This is a genomic window from Dehalobacter sp. DCM (assembly GCF_024972775.1).
Taxonomy (GTDB): Bacteria; Bacillota; Desulfitobacteriia; order Desulfitobacteriales; family Syntrophobotulaceae; genus Dehalobacter.
In genome coordinates this window covers 280,421-300,474 of record NZ_CP092282.1, presented here as the reverse complement: position 1 = coordinate 300,474, position 20,054 = coordinate 280,421, and the positions used below count along the sequence as shown (strand labels likewise).

Below are 20,054 nucleotides of genomic sequence, written 5' to 3'. Positions count from 1 at the left end.
GCGGTACTCCCTCAAAGATTTTGCTTTACAAAGCGTCGCTGTCCGTTCTGTCCCCGGCCTGTTCGTCCTTTGCAAGCGCCTCATAGTAGGCATCCAACACCTCTTTTTCGATTTGCTCCCGCACTTCGGACCGGATGGGGAAGCATATGTCGGAGTATCTGCCGTCGGCGTTTTGACGGCTGGGCATGGACACAAACAGGCCGTTTTTGCCGTCGATCACCCGCACGTTTTTCACTACGAAGCTGTCCTCCAGCACAAGGTTGGACACGGCTTTCAGCTTGCCGCTGTTCTGAAAAATGCTCCTCATTTCAGCCTTAATCTTCATTTTCCAAATCCTCCGTAAAATAAAGTAAGCAGGGGTGGTGCCTCTGCCGGTCAGATATGATTATTGGGTTGCCTGTAATCAACCTTTGTAATTGAACATCTCTCTGATACGCTCGGTGATTTGAGGGAGCACCGTGCCATTGATGATGAGATACAGGCCGCCAAGGATAAGGGCTCCCAAAACAATCGAAATCAGGACAGTGACAGCGGTATCAAGCGCACCCTGACCGTCACGGCTGGATACGGCGGCCTTCACTTTGTCCAGTCCTGCCTTTGCGGAATATGCGACTGTCATCGCCTTTGTCTTTGCCTTGTTCATAAGGTCTTGCATAGAAAAATCCTCCTTTAATATGATTGATAAAAAAATACTGTATTTGTCAGACTTCTGCCTGAGCTACTGATAGTAGCCGATAATCAGGTTCAGGGTGGCCGAACCGAGTACGGCGCCGATACAGGAAACAATGGCTACCGTAATACGGTTGTTCCATTTTTTGGTGTCCATTTCATCGGCGGCAGAGCGGCGGATGCAAAAATAGATGATCAGCAGGCCCGTCACCACCGGAGCCAGCACCATCAACCAGGTGGTGACATCGCCGATCAGCTTTTCCGTCCCCGTGACAAGCTTGCTGCCCTGAACGCCGTCGGCAGCATAGGCCGGCACCGCCGTCATTGCCGTTGCCGCTAAGACGGCAACGGAGACCTGGACTTTCTTCAAAAGCCTGCCTGTCTTTTTTGTTGCGTTGTTCGATTTCATAAAATCCTCCTTTCCTTAATCTGAATCATCTTCACCGTTTGCCGGCTGTACTTTGCCCTCGGCGGCCTTTTGCTGGAGCTTGCGCATGATGTCCTTTTGATAGTAGACCCAGATATTCCACAGGGCGATTTCCTTGTCCACGTCGGTGACAACCTGGCGTTTCTGCTCCCGTTCTTCCCTTAACCTGCGATTATGCTCCTTGTCCCCCAGGCCGAGCATTTTGTTGAAATACCACTCCGACAGGTCGGGGGCAACCATGATGGCGGGATGGGTCCGGGACGTGACGATCTGGTAAGGACGGGAAACCCGCCGCACTTCGTCTACATTCAAAAGCTTGCGTTCAATCAGGCTGATACTGTGGGAGCTTGAAGGGGTAGTGTACTTTGCATGACTGGCCGATAGCTGATAGCTGGAAACGGTGTAGGTCCCCAGCTTTTCGCTGATTTCCCGCAAAGTATCCATGTCGTCGGCCTGCAAATAAACCCAGGTCTGGCAGTTGGCCTTGATGGTGTCCGAAATGTTCTCGTCATACTTTTCCTTTAATTGGGAAAAGGACTGGATAAACAGGTTGAACCGCATCCCACGCCCGCCGCCTACTGTGAGTTTGTTCGTAAAGTCACTGATAGTGGTGAAATTTCCGAATTCGTCCAGCATGAAGTTCACCCGCTGCTTTAACCTGCCGCCCCTCGCATCGGCCAAATTAGCAAGCTGCTCATATTGCTGCGACACGATGAGGGAGGCCACCGGATAAAAGGTGGTCTTTTCGTCCGGCAATATAATGAACAATGCGTGCTTTTCCTGCCCGATGTCCTGCAATTCAAAGTCGCTGGTATGGGTAACGGAATAGATGGACCTGGAGGTAAACAATCTGAGTGTTGTCAAGGCAGAGGTGTAGAAGCTGCCCCTTGTCCTTGACGGCGCCACATCGGAAATAGAGAGCAGCGCCTTGGCGGGATGGGAGGGCGGCAGTTTTTTGACGTACTCTAAGAGGGGCATTTTGTTTCCGATCATCTTTACCATTTCAGCAATAAACCAGTAGACATTGGTGAGGTTCTGATAATCGGGCCGGCGTTTGTTATCGCAGACCACGCAGAGGATGGCGGCGGCAATGATGGAGCATTCACCGTTAATCCATATCTTTTCGCCCTCCGCCTTGCCAACAAGGTTGTTGGTCAGATCCCAGGCCAGCATTTCCGCGCGATCGGTGTCGCCCCGGTTGACCGCATTGATAATGGGCTGCAACAGGTTATACCGCATACTTTTGGACGGGGTTTTGAAATCCAGCACCAGCACCCTGTAACCGAGTTTTTTGAGAAACTCCGCGGTGTAGTCGTATAACTCCGCTTTCGGGTCACTAACCACGATGGATTCCCCGGCCAATCCCAGGGTGCAGATGGACTGCACCACCAGATTGCGGGTCTTGCCGCTGCGGGTGGCTCCGATACACAAAAGATGGCTGTCCTCGCCCACATAATAAATACGCTCGTTATCGCCCTCCTTTTTTACACCAATAACAACGCCGCCCTCGCGTAAAGCAAAGGCGGCGTCCTCATCGGTATTCAATTTTCGTTTGGGTATCAGCTTGGGGTGATGAAACAGGTATTTGATTGTTCGCATAGGCTACGACTCCTTTCTTTGTTTACAAATTATTAATTGAGGGAAGTGTTTATAAGTGGTAAGCTATGATTTATATAAATAGAATTTCTGGGGGCATCAGAAGTTCGTACAGATGTAAATATTGACATAAAGTTCCAATTATTTATATTTTAGGCAGGTGCAAAGATGCCAAGAGGAATAATTGTCTTTGGTGCAAACGGTAGCGGAAAATCTTCTCTTGGAAGAGAGTTAGCGCGCGTTTTGGGTTTCAAGAATATGGACATTGAAGATTATCACTTTGTAAAATCAGGAATTCCATACACCGTAGAGCGTACACGAGAGGATTGTTTAAATTTAATGCTTTCCGATATTAAAGAGTATCGTTTATTTGTTATTTCTGCCGTTACTGGAAATTTTGGAGAAGAAATTTCGTCAATGTACGAGCTGGCTGTATTTATGTCAGCACCGCTTGAAATTCGTATTGAACGCATAAAACAGCGAGCTTGTGAACAGCATGGAGAACGCATTCGTGAAGGCGGTGATATGTACGAACAGCATTTGAAATTTGTTGATTTTGTGGAGTCGCGTTCTTTATCCAAAATCGGGCAATGGGCAGAAACTCTCGTATGTCCTATAATACATGTCGATGGGACAAAACCCATTTCTGAAAATGCCGAAATGATTGTCAAACAATATTTATATATTCTATCCATCAAATAGTAATAAATGAATTTGCTTTTAGCTGTCGTACATTATGAGCAAAACGGGAATGTAGCATAAGCCTTTTTTAGGACAATCCCTATAATGCCATTCCATCTGACCGGGGGGTTAACCGCCCCCGGTCTTTTCTTTTTTGAAAAATTCCAAATTGTCATAGCCTGTTTCGATCAGTTCTTTCATTTGTGGATTGTCGGGATTTAAAACAAAGCTTGCAAAGGCTTTGCCCTTTTCTCCGTCTTTGAGCCATCGCGCCGAGCCATGCTGGTACTGTCCAACCGCCACGGGTGTCTTAATGTCCGGCGTGATCTCCGTCAAATCCGACTGATAGGGCCGCAGGTTGGTGAGAAAGTACATGACCGACAGAATCAGTATGAAGCTCTGCAAGCAGAGGTAAAGAAGAAAATGCTGCTTGCTTGAAAACAGGCTGGCAAGGCACTGGCCGATAGGCGGCAGCTTCAACACCGTCATCTGCCTGGACAATAGGCCGTGGATGGCAGTGGAAAAAAAGAGATTGACAAAGCCGCCGGTCAAAAATATCAGGGAGCATATCATCAGCTTTGGTCTTATTTTCATGGCTCTACCTCCAGGCCCTGCTCCTGTTCGCTTATCATGGTTTCGGCGATTTCATTTTTTACAGGCGTGTTTTCCAGCCACCGTTTCAATTCAGTCACCTCACAGTTCCAGTTCAAACTCGATCTCGTTGAAGGTTTCAAAGCTCGTATCGTATTCCGCGTCGTCAAGCTGCTTTGCGGCTTCCTGCCTTGCGATAAAATCCGGGTCGGTGACCAGTCCCTGCCGGACCAGTTCGTCTCCCACCAGGGAAGTGGAAAGCTCATCGGTAAAGCACAGGTTTTCCCCCTCCGGTTCACCCCTGGCGGCAACTGCTTCGGGCAGTATTTTTTCGGCGTCCGCCTTGGTCATCATAATGCCCTTGCTTTTGTCGCCCACAATCTCATAAATGCCGAAGGCGATTTCGACGCAGGTGATGATATTGCCCCATAGGTTAGCGTTGGGCCTGCTGTCCGGCATGGATTCCGCCTCCCTCCGCATACGGCATAAAGGCAACAATGCTCAGATAGTCCTCGCCCAGCCGCAAAATCAAATCGTCCTGATGCTTCAATACCGTGTCCACCGTGCTTTCGGAGCAGTATTTCAGCAGGTCATCCACATACTGTCCCACCTCAAGGCCGAGGGGGTTTTTCATGTACTGCTCGTCCGTCATATTCTCCAGCCGCTTGTTCAAGTCGTTTTTGTAGGCCAAAAACCTTGCAATGGCAATGGTCTGGTTTCTTTTGCCGCCCATGTGTCACCCTCCAATCTCAGCATCCATGTCCTGCCGGAATTCTTCCTCAAAATCAAAGTCGTAGTCCCTGTCTTGCAGCTCGGGAACAACTTCCTCGATTTTCTCAATCATCCTGCCGAGTTCAAGCATTTCGTCATTGTTGAGATGCTCGCTTTTCATGGACAGTTTTACAAGATTGGAGTGCAGGACCATCAGCTCGATTTCGCTAAACAAAGCCTTTTCGTCCACCAAGCCGCTGCGCTTTGCAAAGTCCTGTCCGGCAAATTCCTTATTATAATGAAACTGCCGCTGGATGATCTGATCGGTTTCCGGCACAGTCCGGTAGGTGGAAAACACATAGCCGAACAGGTGATGCTGCTTACAGGCCAGAGTTACTCCGTTATACTCGGCCAGCTTGTAGGAACCGTTGGGGAGCTTTTCATTGTCCTCGGTATAAGGGCATTCGGAGCAAATGCCGACTCTGACCGCTGTAGCTTTCGCAGTGTCATTGATGAGGTTCAGAAGCTTGTCCTTGACCGTTACAAAGGGATTTTTCTCGATGGTGTCGGCTTTGGTGTAAAAGGCGATGAGCTGCCTTTTGTAGTAGATGTCGGCCAGGTAATCGGAGGAATCGGAACGCCTCACCTCGAACCCCTGCCTGGAAAGCTGCTCAAAAAACTGCTTGTAAAAATCAATCTTGCTGCGCATGGTCACACCTCCAATTCATTTTCGGATTCCTGCTCAGGCTCCTGCCGGGAAAGCTCAGGCGCCAGACAATCCAGGCTTTCCAGTTTTTCCACCAGCCCTTGCAGAAGTTTTCCGCTGTCGCAATTCAGGGTTTCATCGTTTCTGCCGCGATACACGCAGGCGTCATACAAAGCGGCAAGCTCCTTATCGGAAAACACCCTTTTTTCGTCTACTAGCCCGCAGCGTACCGCAAAATCCTGTTTGGCCGCTGCAAAGTCGGTATCATAATACCGGGTGTGCCTGACACCCTCATGGCCGTAATCGTACAGCCAGGTGACAAACCGGAGTTCGCCATCATCATCCAGCCTTGCGGCCAACAGGCTGTCGCCAAACTCACAGAGCATTTTATATTTTTCAACGCCCTTGAAGGGCAGATAAGCGGCATCAGCATAGAGGGCATAAGGAGGCTTCATTTCCAGCAAAATGTCCGTCAGCCTGTGTACCTCTTTTTCCATCCCCATGCCGGTTCTGTAGTAAATCGCCCCATTGGGCAGCAGGAAACCGATATATTGGTCATCCTTGAAAAGCTCCGCAGGCTGGTCCTTGTTCTCCGGCTCTACAACCGTATAGCCCAATTTGTGCACCCGCCCGATGAACGCCCGATAAAGCGGTTCGCTTAATTCTTTCATGGCAAAGTATCACTCCTTTCGCAATCGTCTCCGCGTTTTTACACGCTTACAGAACGGTAATAAAAAATCAAGGCTTTATTACCGTTCCATGCCCCTGTCCTTATGCCGCAAGTACCATTCCTTTTTTGCCGCTTTTGAAAGCTCGGTGTTCATGACCTTTGCTTTGTCGTCGTATTCCATATCAAGGCTTACGATGTTCTGCTCCAGCATCATCAGGATTTCACAAATCATCTGCTCGGTATAGTAGTGCTTCCTGGCCTCGGTATACTCCATATGAGATAATTCCCGTTCCTTGTTCAGCATGGCTTTGATTACGCCCAGCAGTTTGTTGGCAATCAGCTTTTCCGCTTCCTTGACTGCCTTTTCTTGGTGTTTTTCCGTATTCTCCGGGTCGGTGTCGTAGAGCATTGCCAGGGCGCACTTGCTGTCCGCGTAATCGTTGATCAGATTGCGGATATACTCGTTGCCGCTTTTCAGTTCGTCAACAAAGGCGTCCACCTCGGCTTTGACTTCTTCGGGCAGCAGCTTGTAAAACAGGCGGCCTTTCTTCGGCATTTTATCTTTCAGGTCGAACAATCTAACAATCAGCGGGGTTAAATCGATGTCTCCCAGGATACCGTCCAGGGGAGCCGCACCCAGTTCGTCCGCGTCAATCCGTCCCACCAGCTCCTTTAGCCGTTGGTATTCCTTCGGATGGGCCGCCTTGACGTACTCGTCAAATTCGCATACCAATTCATCGGTGACGGATTTGATTTCGCCTTTGGCTTTGTCCTTCGCCCTGCAATACTGTTCAATCTTATCCGCAAAGGTTTCCTTGATGAGCTGTATGCGGATGCTGTCGCCGATTTTAGGATGGACGAAGTTTTTCATTACCCTCTGGTTTTTGTCCCAAAAGGCAACGTGGATATGGGGATGGCTTCGCTCGTTGTGGTGGGCGCATGCCCAGGACAGGTTTTTTACGCTGATGCCGTTTCTCTGCGCCAATGTTTGGATGTGCCGCTCGATGTACTGCTCCCATGCCTTGTGGTCATTCAGCCCCAATTCCGCAGCGGTTTCGGGGGCAAAGGAAATGATGCTGCGGAAGATGTTGACCTTTTTATAGGAAAGCTCCCGGACTTCTCTGGCAACTTCCTGCCAGGTTTCAAACTCCACCAACTCGCCGGGGGAAAGCTTTCCGAACAGCCCGTGCCGCATTCCCTCATTCTTAGAAGCACCGGGGCGGGTAGCGATATAGCCGATATGAGCGTAGTTGCATTTGGGGGTCTTTCGGTAATTGGGATTGCGGAACCGTTGTTTATACATCAAAATCGACATAGGCCGAGGTTCCTCCCTTTAGCTCGTTGACCGCCTTTTTCATTTCCTCGTCGTTCAGAAAAGCTTTGAGCGCGTCGCCGCTTTTCATGTTGGCATAGGCCAGGGCGCGTTTACGGGCAAGACGCTCGATTTTTTCAAAGGAAGAATAGCGGTCGGTGTCGATGAGGTCGGCAATCAGGGCAATATTGGCATAGTAGCCCGCCGCAGAGATGATGGTCATACGGTTGATCATTCCGGCCAGACGGTTGCCCAGCGCCTTGATGGAGGCGTCGATTTCCTGGTGGATAATGGCGGTGATGAGGTCGATGTTTTCTTCATAGCTTTCAATCGCCAGGCCCTTTTCAAGATACTTGCGGATTTGCTCGTTGCGGGAAATATGTTCCCGGTCTGCCTTTTTATCAATTTCATCGCACATCTGTTTTGTAAGATAAATGGAGGTGGTGATTTTTTCATTCTGCTGTTTACCGGTCTTTGCCATAAGACACGCTCCTTTCGCCTTTTGACAGCCGTTCAAAGCTCCCATTCATCTTCTTCCTCGTCCTCAGGTTCAAAAAACGACATACCGTCCAGGTCTATATCGTCCCTGTCCGAAATATCCATATAGAAGTCTGCTTCATCTTCCTTGACCGCCTTGTTGTCATTCAAAGAAATTGCATCATAGCAGATATTTTTGGACGGCTGCGGCAGGGTGCCCTGCTCCATCATTGAGCAGTATTTGGTGTCGGCGACAATGATATGGTCAAGTACATCAATCTGAAGTGGCACAAAAATAGCTAGCAGTCTTTCGGTGAGATCCCGGTCCTGGATGGATGGAGACAGGCTTCCTCCCGGATGATTGTGTGCCAGGATGATGGCTTTGCAATCACAGTCCAGGGCAGCTTTCAGTATCATTCTCGGATAAACGGGCGCTTCTCCGATACTTCCCTCGGAGAAGGTTCTTGTCTCGATGATATTGTTGCAGGTATCCAGAAAAGCAGCCATAAACTTCTCTCTGTCCTTAATGCCGCCCAATAGGGATACAAAGTATTCTCCTGCCACTTTGGAGGAATTAAATACCAGCTTGTTTTCATTCTCCTGTAGCTTGAGAAGCCGGTAAGTAGAGATAAATTCGTTTAAGACATAGATTTTTTCAAGCTGCTGTTTGTTGGGGTCAATGGTATTGGGATGCTCCAGCACATTAAAGAGATTGTTCTCAGCCGCATATTTTCTCAGCTTGGTTTCGGCAATTCCCGTAAGGCGGGTGATTCCTTTAATGAAGCTGGAGGCATAATCCTCATCGTAGTTTTGCTTCACAGCCCCGCACCACCCTTCGGTTCTTCAGGCTTCCGTATTTCGGGGGTATTTTTCGGCATACCCGTCACTGCTGCTTCTTCGCCCATTCCAAACAGCACCATTGCGACTGCCTTCAGCTTTTCAAAAACATCTTCTGAAAAACCGAAGCTCTCAAGATTTCTAAAAAACCCATTGACTCCGTAATCTTGGAGGCATCTGTTGATTTGTTCGGTAATATCCGAATCAACTTCAAAGAGCCTCCCTAAAAGCTGCGAAGCCCTTTCATAGTCTTTTTGCCTGATCGCAGTATTTTGTTCCATAATCGTGAAAACTCCTTTGGTTTATTTGATTTTTACGCCATAGGCAAGCAGCACCGGCCTCATCCTCATCCCCAGCCCGCCCATTTCCACAGGCTTCATGCAATACTCCCACAGCTTCGGGTGCGTCACTTTCAACCGTTGAAAGCGGTTCGGCTCTTTCTCAAGATGGCAGCCAAAGCCGCAGAAGATGCAACCGGTACGCTTGCACAGGGTTGTTTCCAGCAGAGGCGGGTCAAATAAAGAAAGCTGCCCGCTTGCCGGTACGACTTCGCCGTAGCATTTGGCAATGGGCAGCTTTTCTATGACGATATACTGTAAAATATCCTGCTCCGTCCATGTGGAGATGGGGCGTGACTGGGGCCGCTTTAGCTTGAAGGCGTTGCACCCGTCTTTCAGATAATTCTGTTCCCGGCGTTTGCTCTCAGCCGCCATTACACCGATGATGGGAAACACTCTATTTTTCTTCTCAAAGGATTTCAGCGGCGATTTTTTCATTACGCCGCAGCAGTCCGCGCTTATTTTAATTCCGCTGTCGATAAGATGATGCCACTTCTGCGGAAGCTTAAAGCTGGTTGGCCGTCCGCTGACGCAGATCCCGTTAATCACTTTATTGCGGACCGCCTCATTGTCCGGCGAACGCTGCAACCGGTGGATATAGTCGGCATACTCTTTTGAGATGATGGGATAGCCGTATTTCTGCAAAACTTCCTTAAAAGGGACTTTAGGTTTCAGCCATTCCACGTTGGGCATCCGCTTTACATGCTCCCGCACTTCGGGATACTCCAGGCCCGTATCGCAAAACGCCGCCGTCATGGACGGATACAAGCGGCGGCAAATGTCCAGGAGAACACTGGAATCCTTGCCGCCGGAAAAACTAACATAGGTTCCGTAAAGGCCATAGTAATCCACCCACTCACGAATTCTTTTCTCTGTTAATATGATCTTTGCTTCAAGCGGGAGACTCTGGCGCTGTACCAACTGCCAGCGTTCCATGAACACATCCTTTCGCTTTAACAAAAAACTAACAATATATATAGGGTTTTAACAACGTTGCCGACACTGTCGGCAAGCTGTTTTGACGATTTGTTCAACAAATCTATTCCTGCCTTAACTGAAAAAAACGAGGGTCTTGCGACCTTCGTTTTTTTCGTTTCGGGCTTCCCCGATTGGGGAAGGGGTATTCCTGTGAAAAGAAAATCAGAGCTCCAGCTCGTCCTCCGATTCGTCCTCCGGCTCATCCCGCACCTCGCTCTCAAATTCGGCTTCCAGGATGGAAACCCGCATGGCGTCCAGTTCCTTCGGGCTTTTGCCTTTACGGGTTTCCGTCAGGTCCGTGTTGAAATCTTTGAGGTGGGGCCGGTGAATGGCACAGGCATAGCCCTGTTCGCCGTATTTTCCGCAGTATTTTTCTGCCGCCACCTGTCCGTAATTGGGTGCTCGCTTGCCGTCTTTATCCCTGACGTTGAAGTCGTTGTCCAGGGCAAAGACAATTTTTTTAATTTCAGGGTGGTCCTTCAGGTATCTCTCCAGCGCGCCGTCCCAGGTGCAGCCGAGGGATAAGCGGTGATCCTGCTTCCAATCCAGACCGTGCATTTTGGCAAGGGTGGCATGGCTCATCAGGTCGATCGGGCTTTCGGAAACGATGACGGTATCATTTTTGCCCTCTACATAGAAGGGGTAGCTCTTGTCGGAATTCTCTTTATCCTGCTTAAAATCGCTTTCCTTGCGAGCCGCCCGCATGGAGCAGTATTTCGGGTTTTTATCCCTGTCATAGCCAACAAACACGCAGTTGCCGTATTTCGCTTCCTGGTAGATTTTTCGCTCGTTCATCAGAAGAGAGACAACCTCCGGTGCAATTCCCCGAATGCTCACCAGATACCAATAGGCCCGCTTGAAGTTGGCGGCCTTGTCGGGCAGGACAAGAGGATCTTTTTCTGCTTTTACGTAGGGGATGCGCTCCCTGACATAAGGCTCGTAGCTTTCGCCAATTAACTGTGCTACCGCTTCGGTAAAGGTTTTGCCGTCATACTTCATCACAAAATCAATGGCACTGCCCTTTGAATTAGAGGTCCAGTGGTAAAAGCGGTTGCTGTCCTTGAAGATGTAGAGACCACCGGAATTTTGGGCATGGAAGGCTTTGCGCCCTCCCTTTTCCAGCTTGAATCCGTACTGCTGAGCAAGCTCCATCAGGCTGATCCGGTTGGCCTGTTCGATCTGTGCCTCTGTGAAGCGAAGGGGTTTCGTTGCCGTTTGTGCCATAGGCTGCGTCACACCTCCAATTCGTTATCAATCTCCCGCACATTTTCCGCCGTTTCAGGCAGGGCAGGAAGCACCCTGTCCAGCTTATATACGATGGCTTCCAGGGTTTTAAGCGCAGTTTTGTCCAGATCGCCCGATTGTCCGGCGGCAATAGTAAGGGTGTAAATCTGATTTAACTCTGTCCGATTAAAAAGCTCTGCCCGGTTTTCAGGCAGAGTCAGCAGGTATTCCAACAGCCGTTTGTCTTCCGGCGCCATCGTAATGATGTTCGTCGCCCAGCGTGTACCGCCTATGGAAGCAGACTATTGTACCGAAATTGTCCCTGTCCTCGCGCGGGCTGACCGGATCGTCATCAGGTACCACAGACAAGGTATAAGGCTTTTGTGTTGCCACCATCGGTATAACTATCACATCCTTTCCTTGAATTTCAAAAAAACTATGCCTGGGAAGCGGCTTAAGCATATTCCGTCTCCCAGGCTTCTTCATTACAGGTCTTCTCTGTCTCAGCCGCGGTGTTTTCGTCAAAAATGACTTCCTCCTGCTTTTGAAGCTCCTTAAACTCCAGTCTGGTGTTGATCTCCACCTGCCTTGCGGAACATTCATTCAGACGCTGTTCAAACTCAAAAGACTTTTGGACTTCCTTTTTCGCTTCTTCAAGCTGCGTTTGGGTATCTGCCAGCTTTTGTTCCATATTCATCAGTACCGCCGGTATCTTTTCGATCACGTTTTCAAGCCTTGTTATACCACCGAGGGATGAGTCGCCAAGAGGCGTGCTGTAGGTGTTGTTGCCCTTAACCAGCAGTTCCAATTGCTTAAAGGCATTCAGCACAAGCAAGAGGTGAAAGCCCCTAAATTCACCGACTAACGAAGGTTCGCCGTTTACCGCAAGGTCATTGAGCTTCGTCATCAGCAGGAGCTGCTCTCCGGCCTTGACGCGCTCATTATAGGTTTTGCCATCAATCACTATGGAAAAATCTTTCCCCTCAGTTTTCTCCCGCAATGCCACATCTTTGCCGATACTCGCAATCTTTTTCTCACAATAAGCAATGGTCTCGGGGTATTGATTATTAATATTTCGTCCCAGGGTCAGATGCTCATTATTCCAGTTGCCTTTGAGCAGCTTCAGCCGGATAACCTCGTTGTCCACTTCCATTTTTTCTGCCAGCAGAGGATTGGAGGTCGCAATCGCCTTGACTTCGGCAGCGGAAAGCACCGTTTCATCCATGTCCTCACAGGATCGGGAAATGCTCTTGCCTGTCATCACCTGTGAGATATATTTCAATTTTTGTTCCTGGATCTGCCACAAATAGCTGTCAAAGGTTCCTTTCGTAACATACCGCAGGATTCTGACAACAAGGTTTTGATTGCCCTGGCGGAGTATCCTGCCGTCGCGCTGCTCAATGTCGCTTGGCCGCCACGGGCATTCCAGATGATGGACTGCCACCAGCCTGTCCTGCACATTTGTGCCGGTGCCGAGCTTGCCTGTGCTGCCCAACAGGATACGGATTTCTCCCATGCGTACCTTCTCGAACAGGGCTTCTCTTTGCTCATCGGTTTTAGCGTCATGGACAAAGGCGATTTCTTCGTCCGGTACACCTTTCTCCATCAGACACCTTTTCATTTCATCATAGACGTTAAACTGTTCGGGCTTTGGTGTACCGGAATCACAGAACACAAGCTGCGTCAGCCTTTGTTCCGTGCTTTCCTGCCAAATATCGAAGACATTGCCGATGGCGATGTTCAGTTTGCTGTCCTGGTCATTGGGGGCATCCTCGTAAACCAGGCGGGGATCAATGGACATCAGTTTGGCTTCACCTGTGAGCTTGAGCATGTTATCCTCATGGGGCTCCACCTCGCGGTTTCGGATTTTTTCCGAACGTTCCACAAAGCTTTCCATAATCATCTTCTGGAAGGGTGTAGCTTCGGTGGCAATAATGGTTGCCTTGCCGCCCTCAATTTCAGGGACGGGGAGGTTCAGCATATCAGCGGTCTGGATATCCGCCACAAGCTGGAAGATATTCATCAGCTCCGGCAGGTTGTGGAACTTGGCGAAGCGGTTGCGCATGCGGTAGCCGGAGCCTTCCGGCGTGATTTCCAGGGACGATATCACCTCGCCAAAGGTGGCCGCCCAGGAATCGAAATAGTTGAGTCCCAATCTTGCCAGCATCTGCGGCTGCAAATACCGCTGCATGACGTACATTTCACTCATACTGTTGGAGATAGGCGTACCGGTGGCAAACACCACGCCTTTACCGCTGCCCATTTCCTGCAAATACCGGCATTTCAAAAGCATATCCGTCGCCCGCTGGCTTGCGGATCGGCCAAGGCCTGCCACGTTGCGCATTTTAGTGTAGGTAAAGCAGTTCTTATAGGCATGGGCCTCGTCCACAAACATATAATCCACGCCAAGCTGCTCGAAATTCAAAAGGTCATCCTTCTTTTCCTCTGCCGCCAGCCTGTCGAGGCGGGCTTTGAGATTGTTCTGAAAGATGACCATTTGTTTGATCGCCCAATTTTCTCCCTTTTCTTCCTTTATTTTTTTGATGATATAGGAAAGCTGGTTGATCTCGTGATTGATCTGTGCTTCCTGCCGTTCCTTGGAAATAGGTATTTTTTCAAACTGGGAATGGCCGATGATCACCGCGTCATACTCACCCATAGCGATCTTGGAAACAAACTTGTTCCGGTTCTTCGCTTCAAAATCTTTTTTGGTGGTAACCAGGATGCTGGCCTGCGGAAAGAACCGGTAAAACTCCTTTGCCCACTGCTCCGTCAGGTGGTTCGGCACCACATAGACGGGTTTCTTGATGGCGTCGATATTTTTGAGATACATGCTCGCCGCAATCATCGCCGCCGTTTTGCCGGCGCCCACAACATGGCCGGCCAGTCCTGTACCGGAGTAAATAACCCGTGCCGCGAAGTTCTTTTGATGGGGCCGCAGCTCCATTTCCTCGCTCATGCCGGGAAAGATAAGGTGGCTGCCGTCATAGACACGGGGACGGATGGTATTGAATTTCTCATTGTATAGTTTAAGCAGGATATCAGCTCTGTCCTTATCCTTAAAAAGCCATGAGGCAAAAGCTTCCTTGATTTGATTCTGCTTGGCCCGCGCAATCATGGTCTCATTGGCATTGACCACATACCGAACCTGGTCCTTGCCGTTTCTGTCCACATAGGGGACCGGATCGCGGACCGTGGTGGATTGGAGGTTGAGGCAATCCTCGAAAATTTGATAGGCGTTGACCCGCTTTGTGCCGTAGGTGTTGTTGACCTTAACGGAGGTGAGCTCCCTTGTCTTGCCGTTGACGCGCCAGGTGGTGGTATATTCCATGTAGTCAACTGTAATTAAGTCCCTCAGATAATTCGTAGTGCCAAAGGTTTCGTGCATGAAATGCTGGAAATATTCAATGGGTATCCAGGGACTTCCGATGCGGAAGTCAATGTCGGAGGGCTCCAGCCATTTGGGCTGCACTGTTTCCAGAGCCTGCACGTTCCTGTTAAACAGTTCGGGATATTCTTCGGCCTTCTGTTTGGCATAGAGCAGCTTATCCCGCACCTGTCCGCTCAGGTATTCCTCGTTCAGCTCCCAGCCTTCATAATAATTGCCGTAGTATTTCTGCGGATTGAGATAGATGTGGTCTCCAAGCTCATGGATAAGTTCATCCGCCGATTTGCCCGTCAACTCTTCCATATAGGAAAGGTCAATTTTCATTTTCAGGTTCAGGGATATTTCCAGAGCTTCCTTGGCTGTTTCGGCATGGATGGGGCGGCGGTAGGAACGGATGGTGGCCTTATAAAAAATGGGGGCCTTGTTCCAGGATTTTTTATCCTCACTCTGGTCCTCAATGGAACGGAGCAAAGGAAACTGGTCGTCATCGGAGAATACGGCGATGTTGGCCTTGTCATTGATGGCGCCGCACTGTCTTACAAAGCGGTCATACACTCCGTTCAAGGTTTTCTGCGCCTGCTGCAATTCGTCAGGTGCGTAATCATTGGTCTGAATTCGGATGACTTCCAACAGCGCCTTTCTGATGTCACACAAGCCCTTGATGCGCTCGGCGCGTTTGCCGGTGTAGTCCTGCGGTATCAGCTTGTTGCGCTCGCAGTAGCAAATCCTGTCGTCCTGCACCACATAGGTATAGTTTTTTGTCCCTTCGGGAGCGTCCAGTTCGCCCGCGTTTTCTTCCCCGGCTTCCTCTATTTCCTCAAAGGGCTGGTCTGCTTCGGCGGTAAAGGCGGCGTGCAAATTTCCGATGGCTCTGTCAAGCTCCGCATAAAGGTCCTGGCCTTCGGGAGCGATACAGGCCGTGTCATCCTCACGCCCATACATATTTCTGCTAAACTTCATTTCACCGAGCACCATTTCGGGATAGTCGATATAATATTGATTGAGACTGATAGAGTCGGCCTTCCGCATGTTGGTAAATACCCAATCGGGAAGGGAGTATTTATCGCCGGTACGCTGCTGCTCCAGCTTTTGAAAGAACAGGATGTCCGCCGTAACCTCCGTTCCGGCAAGAGCCTTAAACGCCGTGTTCGGCAGCCGGATGGCTCCGATCAGGTCCGCTCTGCGGGCAATATACTCGCGGACAGCGGTATCCCTCTTATCCATCGTACCTTTACTTGTGATAAAGCCGATGATGCCGCCGGGCTTTACAAGGTCAAGGGATTTGGCTATAAAATAATCATGGATCAGGAAATCCTCTTTGTCGTACCGTTTATCATAGAGCTTGATGTTGTTAAAGGGGATGTTCCCGATAGCAATGTCAAAGGAGTTGTCCTCAAAACGGGTAGTTTCAAAACCCTGCACCTGAATATTCGCCTTTTGGTAAAGCTGCCTTGCGATCCTGCCGGTGATGCTGTCCAATTCCACGCCATACAAGGGCGTTCCCTCATAGCTTTCGGGAAGCACGGAAAAAAAGTTCCCCGTTCCCATGGCGGGGTCAAGTATCTTTCTGCCCTCGCCGCCTGTAAAACCAAAGCCCTCAAAAGCTTTGTAGATTCGCCGTATGAGCTCCGGTTCTGTGTAGTAGGCGGTAATAACGGAATTCAAGGCATCCGCGTATTCCTTCTCATCCAACAGGTGCTTCAATTCGTGGTATTCCTTCTCCCAGCCGCTGGCCGTATCGGAAAAGGCATTGGCAAGCCCGCCCCAGCCCACATACCGGGCCAGGATAATCTGTTCATCAAGGGTGGCAAGCCGTTTTTCGCTTTCAATTTTGTTTAGCAGCTTGATGACTTCCACATTGTTTTTGTACTTGGTTTTTTCGCCGCCTGGGTAGAGGGCATAGTCCCCGGAATAGCGGAAATTGATTTTGGCAGGACTGGGTTTGGAAACAGGCTCCGTAACCGGCTCGGTTTCTGTTTGGGGTACAGCCGTCTGCACAAAGCTTTTATACGGTTTTTCATCATACAGCGTTTCTTCAATATCCTGCTGCCGGTCATGCAGGCCGTTCCAATGTGTTGAAATTTCATCGGGTACTGCCTTATCTGCCCATTCGGCCTCCAACTCCGCAAGCTGGCCGGCAATCCGGTCATATTCCTTTTGCAGTTCGGTATACGCCTCATTCTCCACCTCAAAGGTGACGGCATCTTTCAAGGCGGCACCGTCCTCCGTCGTCATGCCCCATTCGATCTCCCTGTCGGGATATTTGCTTTGGAGCGCTTGAAGGAGCTGCGTTCCCACACTCCGGCGGCGGTAATCCGCAAGCACTTCAATATGGCTGATATGGGGAATGCCTTCATACTCGCTGTATTGTAAGGCTCCAACGAGGAAGCCGTTATAGAGCGCCTCAGACAAAAAATCATGCTGCCCGTTGTGATAATCCAGATGGGTTTCCCTGATTTGAACCTGTATATTAAAAAAGATATGGGAATCGATTTCTTTATCTTCATCGGGTTTCTCAGTCTCAACTGTACGAGCGGGTGTGGGGTTTCCGATATACCGTCCCTGATCTATGAGCCTTTGAATGCCAATAGCTGCCCGAATCCAGGTGATTTTGGTCTCGTGCTTTTCTCCTTTATCATCGGTCCAGTCAAACACGATCCCCTTGCTGTTATGGTTTTCAAAACCGATGCCATGCTTGCCGACGGTATGGCCGCCAATGCCGTATTCGTTCTTTAACATTTTTTCAAAGGCAGAACCGGTGGGCCGGGTCATGGCAAATTCATAGACACGCTGTTTGCCTCCGACGATTAAGCTGCCCTCCAGCAGCACATATTCAATCAATTCCGCTTCCCTGTCCTTCGGGATAGCTTCTATATCGAACAGGGTCATCTGCTGATTAGCTACAGGCTTTGGGACAAAGGGTTCTGTTTCGTCAAACCTGGGGTTGCCCTCAATTTGTGTAAAGTTAGCACTGCCTCGGACATTAGGGTCTTCCTCATAACCTAGCTGCGGGGGATAAAAGCCCATCGCTTCAATATCCTGCGCGGTATCTTCCTGCGTGGCTTCTATTTCCTCATACTCCGCAACCAGTCTGGTAATGTCTACAAGCGGGGTGGCGAGTTCTGTCATGTACTTTTGGATGTCGGCCTCTTGCAGAGATTCATATTCACCTGTATTGTAGTTCACCCTTGCCACAACAAAGGTGCCGAAGATAGGCTGGCCGTTTATCATACGGTTGATGGGTGTGGTTTCAAAGCCGGCATCCTCAGCGCAGACAGCATCTATGCCGTCCCCGATTTTAAGGGTGGTAATCCGTCCGCCGACTTTTTCCTGCAAGGCATTGCTTCCTCTTGGAATGGCGGTGAGACAGGGCTTTTTCTCCGGCTCCACCACCAGGACATTGATCAATGGTGGCTGTCCCTCTTTTTTTATATCTACGGTTTTCGGCACGGGGAAAGCGCCAATTTCGATTAGGGTCCTTATCTTTTTAGCAAGCTCCGTCCAGGACAATGCGACATCATAGCGGTCAATCTGAAATTCAACGCCGTTATCCTCCACAAAACAGGTGACAATGTGATCATCAATCCGCGTTTCGCGTTCATCCAGGTCCCGGAAATAGTCGGCCATCAGATATTCATCTATTTCATTATCATTGGCAAGCTCCGCCGCTATTTCACCATGCCAGCCTTTATACACGATTTGCGTATTGCAAAGATACCTATCCACACAGGCATACAGCTCCTGCTCGCTTGGTTCATCTTTTTCCTGGGCGATGGGAGAAGTATTCTCGTCTGCAATGGGCATTTCATCAATCTCATCGGGGATGTTGAAGTCACCGATTCTGTCCGCAAGGCTTTCCTCCGGGATAGGCGCCGGATATTCGCCTTCGTCCATAAGGACTTCTATGATGTGGGCGATGGTGTGCCATGGCATGTGTGTATCACCGTTCCCGAAGGAAAACGACATCCCGTCCGCACCCCGGTGAGTGGTTTTCAGCAATACGTCCGCCTGATATTCCGCGTTGCCGTAGTCCTCGTAAATTTTGGATAGGGCGACCGCCTTGTCTTCAAGAGGCATGTTGTCCGTAAAGAGCTCCTGAATTTTCTCATACATTTCAAGAGGATAGAGATCGGTGCTTTTTAAAATGTCTTCGTAATATTCCCGTACCTGTTCATCCGTGTATTCTACATTTATATAGGATGCTTTTCGTCCAGTCTGTCTCGCTGCCTCAACCTGTGCCTTTGGCATAAAAAAAGAGCCATCCGACGGCGACTCCTGTTCGCTTTCGGGCGGCTCTGCCTTTTGATTATTTGGGGGCGGCGGGCTTACCTCGCTTTGAATATGATCTCGTTCAGCACGATTTCCTCCGCTGCCGACCGCAAGCTGTTCAGATGGCGGGTCTTCTCCAGGATGTCCTCCGTTGCCGGCATCGGTTCGGCCTCCAGCATCTGCTGGGTGATGTATTCGATTTTCTCCACCGCTTCCCTGTGGACCCGGTGCATTATCCCCATCAGCGTGCCATCCATTTTCAAAATCATAAACCGCTGAGGATGGTTTTTGTGCAGGTATTCCATCGCCATTCTGCCGTACTTGCCCAGGGGTTGGCTGTCGTCCTCGCTGTTGTTGGAGATTTGAAGGTTCGGGAGCAGCACTCCGTCCTTCTCGGTGTAGTTCATCTCGATTTTGCTCATGTGTCATCCTCTTTTCCTGTTCAATTATTCTGATTGTCCGTTCTATTTCCAGAAGTATGCCTTTGGAGATATCGGTCACGGTGTATCCGAGCCTTGCAATCAACGGAATGCTGTCGAAATGGGCAATGGTGATCATCCCGTCGCCGGTATGGATTTCACCATCTGCAAGGCTGCATCGCTTGCCGATAAAGTAGGTTACGCTGTCTTTGACGATCTCCTGGATTTGACTGAGCAATCCGTCCTGGGGCAACTGTGAAAACAGGTGGCCTTCAAGGTCAAAGTCAAAATCTTGCAGATAATCGTCCAGGCGCTCGTCAACCGCTTCTTCCGCCAATTGGTTCAGGCACTCGCCAAAACCGGAGGATGTAAGATTGTGAGCATAGGAAAGACGGCTGGTCAGCTCTGTTTTCATCTTATCATCAAGCTGCCAGTTTGTCGGTATGATTTCCCGGCCATGGGTCTGAGAGATATCAAACAGGTGCTTAATGGTCAGCCTGGCCTTGTCATACTCGCAGACCGCCAGTCCTGTTGCGCCTTTATCGATGTATCTGCCGAATCTGTTCCATATCGGTGTAGTGGCAAGCATGGTGACGTTTGGATTTTGCGCGTACACCAGCAGGGCGTTGTCAAAGCTGTATTTATAAAACCGTGCCGCAAAACCGAGATAATCCCGCCATGCGCTCTCGGTACGGGTAATGTGGGGCGCTATGGTTTCATAGACCGTCCTCAGTCTTTCATCCTTTCTCAAAATTTCACCT

Annotated in this window: 18 protein-coding genes; 1 reads left to right on the top strand and 17 read right to left on the bottom strand. The window is 49.7% G+C overall.

All coding sequences use genetic code 11. The features are described from left to right. Positions 1-25: 25 nt before the first annotated feature. The 4 genes from LPY66_RS01525 to LPY66_RS01510 all read right to left on the bottom strand — a co-directional run bounded on the left by LPY66_RS01525 (position 26) and on the right by LPY66_RS01510 (position 2,695). On the bottom strand, positions 26-325 hold the full coding sequence (locus LPY66_RS01525) for a SpoVG family protein (RefSeq protein ID WP_337986381.1): 300 nt from the start codon (positions 323-325) through the stop codon (positions 26-28). Positions 326-403: 78 nt separating this feature from the next. After that, on the bottom strand, positions 404-655 hold the full coding sequence (locus LPY66_RS01520) for a DUF6133 family protein (protein ID WP_337986380.1): 252 nt from the start codon (positions 653-655) through the stop codon (positions 404-406). A gap of 63 nt (positions 656-718) precedes the next feature. After that, positions 719-1,078, bottom strand: coding sequence for an Mbov_0395 family pilin-like conjugal transfer protein (locus LPY66_RS01515; protein WP_337986379.1), 360 nt, complete (start codon positions 1,076-1,078; stop codon positions 719-721). A gap of 15 nt (positions 1,079-1,093) precedes the next feature. Next, complete coding sequence (locus LPY66_RS01510; protein ID WP_337986378.1) at positions 1,094-2,695, bottom strand: VirD4-like conjugal transfer protein, CD1115 family; 1,602 nt, start codon at positions 2,693-2,695, stop codon at positions 1,094-1,096. A gap of 165 nt (positions 2,696-2,860) precedes the next feature. Between LPY66_RS01510 and LPY66_RS01505 the strand changes: the two genes are divergently transcribed. Beyond that, a complete protein-coding gene (locus LPY66_RS01505; RefSeq protein ID WP_337986377.1) occupies positions 2,861-3,394 on the top strand; it encodes an AAA family ATPase in 534 nt (177 codons plus the stop codon). A 108-nt stretch (positions 3,395-3,502) separates the two neighbouring features. On the opposite strand, the gene LPY66_RS01500 is transcribed toward LPY66_RS01505, so the two are convergent. From LPY66_RS01500 to LPY66_RS01440, 13 genes are all read right to left on the bottom strand, one after another. After that, complete coding sequence (locus tag LPY66_RS01500) at positions 3,503-3,967, bottom strand: TRAG family protein (protein WP_337986376.1); 465 nt, start codon at positions 3,965-3,967, stop codon at positions 3,503-3,505. A 99-nt stretch (positions 3,968-4,066) separates the two neighbouring features. Continuing rightward, positions 4,067-4,459 carry a hypothetical protein gene (locus tag LPY66_RS01495; RefSeq protein WP_337986375.1) on the bottom strand — a complete coding sequence of 131 codons (393 nt, stop codon included), beginning with the start codon at positions 4,457-4,459 and terminating at the stop codon, positions 4,067-4,069. Then, positions 4,398-4,697 (bottom strand): hypothetical protein, encoded by a 300-nt coding sequence (locus LPY66_RS01490; RefSeq protein WP_337986374.1) that lies wholly within the window; start codon positions 4,695-4,697, stop codon positions 4,398-4,400. The genes LPY66_RS01495 and LPY66_RS01490 overlap by 62 nt, the downstream gene beginning before the upstream one ends. 3 nt (positions 4,698-4,700) lie before the next feature. Continuing rightward, complete coding sequence (locus tag LPY66_RS01485) at positions 4,701-5,384, bottom strand: hypothetical protein (protein WP_337986373.1); 684 nt, start codon at positions 5,382-5,384, stop codon at positions 4,701-4,703. Between the two features lie 2 nt (positions 5,385-5,386). Then, positions 5,387-6,052: a hypothetical protein gene (locus LPY66_RS01480; RefSeq protein WP_337986372.1), complete on the bottom strand. Its 666-nt coding sequence runs from the start codon at positions 6,050-6,052 to the stop codon at positions 5,387-5,389. A 78-nt stretch (positions 6,053-6,130) separates the two neighbouring features. Then, positions 6,131-7,366 carry a MobP3 family relaxase gene (gene mobP3 / locus LPY66_RS01475; RefSeq protein WP_337986371.1) on the bottom strand — a complete coding sequence of 412 codons (1,236 nt, stop codon included), beginning with the start codon at positions 7,364-7,366 and terminating at the stop codon, positions 6,131-6,133. After that, positions 7,347-7,844 carry a ribbon-helix-helix protein, CopG family gene (locus LPY66_RS01470; RefSeq protein ID WP_337986370.1) on the bottom strand — a complete coding sequence of 166 codons (498 nt, stop codon included), beginning with the start codon at positions 7,842-7,844 and terminating at the stop codon, positions 7,347-7,349. The genes mobP3 and LPY66_RS01470 overlap by 20 nt, the downstream gene beginning before the upstream one ends. A 32-nt stretch (positions 7,845-7,876) precedes the next feature. Further along, a complete protein-coding gene (locus tag LPY66_RS01465) occupies positions 7,877-8,659 on the bottom strand; it encodes a JAB domain-containing protein (protein WP_337986369.1) in 783 nt (260 codons plus the stop codon). Then, the gene (locus tag LPY66_RS01460; protein WP_337986368.1) at positions 8,656-8,958 is read right to left on the bottom strand and encodes a hypothetical protein; all 303 of its coding nucleotides are present in this window, start codon (positions 8,956-8,958) and stop codon (positions 8,656-8,658) included. Before LPY66_RS01460 ends, LPY66_RS01465 begins: the two co-directional genes overlap by 4 nt. A gap of 21 nt (positions 8,959-8,979) precedes the next feature. Continuing rightward, positions 8,980-9,951: a phosphoadenosine phosphosulfate reductase family protein gene (locus LPY66_RS01455; RefSeq protein WP_337986367.1), complete on the bottom strand. Its 972-nt coding sequence runs from the start codon at positions 9,949-9,951 to the stop codon at positions 8,980-8,982. Between the two features lie 204 nt (positions 9,952-10,155). Further along, entirely contained in the window at positions 10,156-11,217 is a 1,062-nt protein-coding gene (locus tag LPY66_RS01450; RefSeq protein ID WP_337986366.1) for a DUF3991 domain-containing protein, read from the bottom strand. 8 nt (positions 11,218-11,225) lie between these two features. Further along, positions 11,226-11,474 (bottom strand): hypothetical protein, encoded by a 249-nt coding sequence (locus tag LPY66_RS01445; RefSeq protein ID WP_337986365.1) that lies wholly within the window; start codon positions 11,472-11,474, stop codon positions 11,226-11,228. Between the two features lie 197 nt (positions 11,475-11,671). Beyond that, on the bottom strand, positions 11,672-20,044 hold the full coding sequence (locus LPY66_RS01440; RefSeq protein ID WP_443112450.1) for a GNAT family N-acetyltransferase: 8,373 nt from the start codon (positions 20,042-20,044) through the stop codon (positions 11,672-11,674). Positions 20,045-20,054 lie beyond the last annotated feature (10 nt).

Coding starts and splice junctions, on each gene's coding strand:
- LPY66_RS01525 (WP_337986381.1), bottom strand. CDS start 325: ATGAAGATTAAGGCTGAAATGAGGAGCATTTTTCAGAACAGCGGCAAG.
- LPY66_RS01520 (WP_337986380.1), bottom strand. CDS start 655: ATGCAAGACCTTATGAACAAGGCAAAGACAAAGGCGATGACAGTCGCA.
- LPY66_RS01515 (WP_337986379.1), bottom strand. CDS start 1,078: ATGAAATCGAACAACGCAACAAAAAAGACAGGCAGGCTTTTGAAGAAA.
- LPY66_RS01510 (WP_337986378.1), bottom strand. CDS start 2,695: ATGCGAACAATCAAATACCTGTTTCATCACCCCAAGCTGATACCCAAA.
- LPY66_RS01505 (WP_337986377.1), top strand. CDS start 2,861: ATGCCAAGAGGAATAATTGTCTTTGGTGCAAACGGTAGCGGAAAATCT.
- LPY66_RS01500 (WP_337986376.1), bottom strand. CDS start 3,967: ATGAAAATAAGACCAAAGCTGATGATATGCTCCCTGATATTTTTGACC.
- LPY66_RS01490 (WP_337986374.1), bottom strand. CDS start 4,697: ATGGGCGGCAAAAGAAACCAGACCATTGCCATTGCAAGGTTTTTGGCC.
- LPY66_RS01485 (WP_337986373.1), bottom strand. CDS start 5,384: ATGCGCAGCAAGATTGATTTTTACAAGCAGTTTTTTGAGCAGCTTTCC.
- LPY66_RS01480 (WP_337986372.1), bottom strand. CDS start 6,052: ATGAAAGAATTAAGCGAACCGCTTTATCGGGCGTTCATCGGGCGGGTG.
- mobP3 (WP_337986371.1), bottom strand. CDS start 7,366: ATGTCGATTTTGATGTATAAACAACGGTTCCGCAATCCCAATTACCGA.
- LPY66_RS01470 (WP_337986370.1), bottom strand. CDS start 7,844: ATGGCAAAGACCGGTAAACAGCAGAATGAAAAAATCACCACCTCCATT.
- LPY66_RS01460 (WP_337986368.1), bottom strand. CDS start 8,958: ATGGAACAAAATACTGCGATCAGGCAAAAAGACTATGAAAGGGCTTCG.
- LPY66_RS01455 (WP_337986367.1), bottom strand. CDS start 9,951: ATGGAACGCTGGCAGTTGGTACAGCGCCAGAGTCTCCCGCTTGAAGCA.
- LPY66_RS01450 (WP_337986366.1), bottom strand. CDS start 11,217: ATGGCACAAACGGCAACGAAACCCCTTCGCTTCACAGAGGCACAGATC.
- LPY66_RS01445 (WP_337986365.1), bottom strand. CDS start 11,474: ATGGCGCCGGAAGACAAACGGCTGTTGGAATACCTGCTGACTCTGCCT.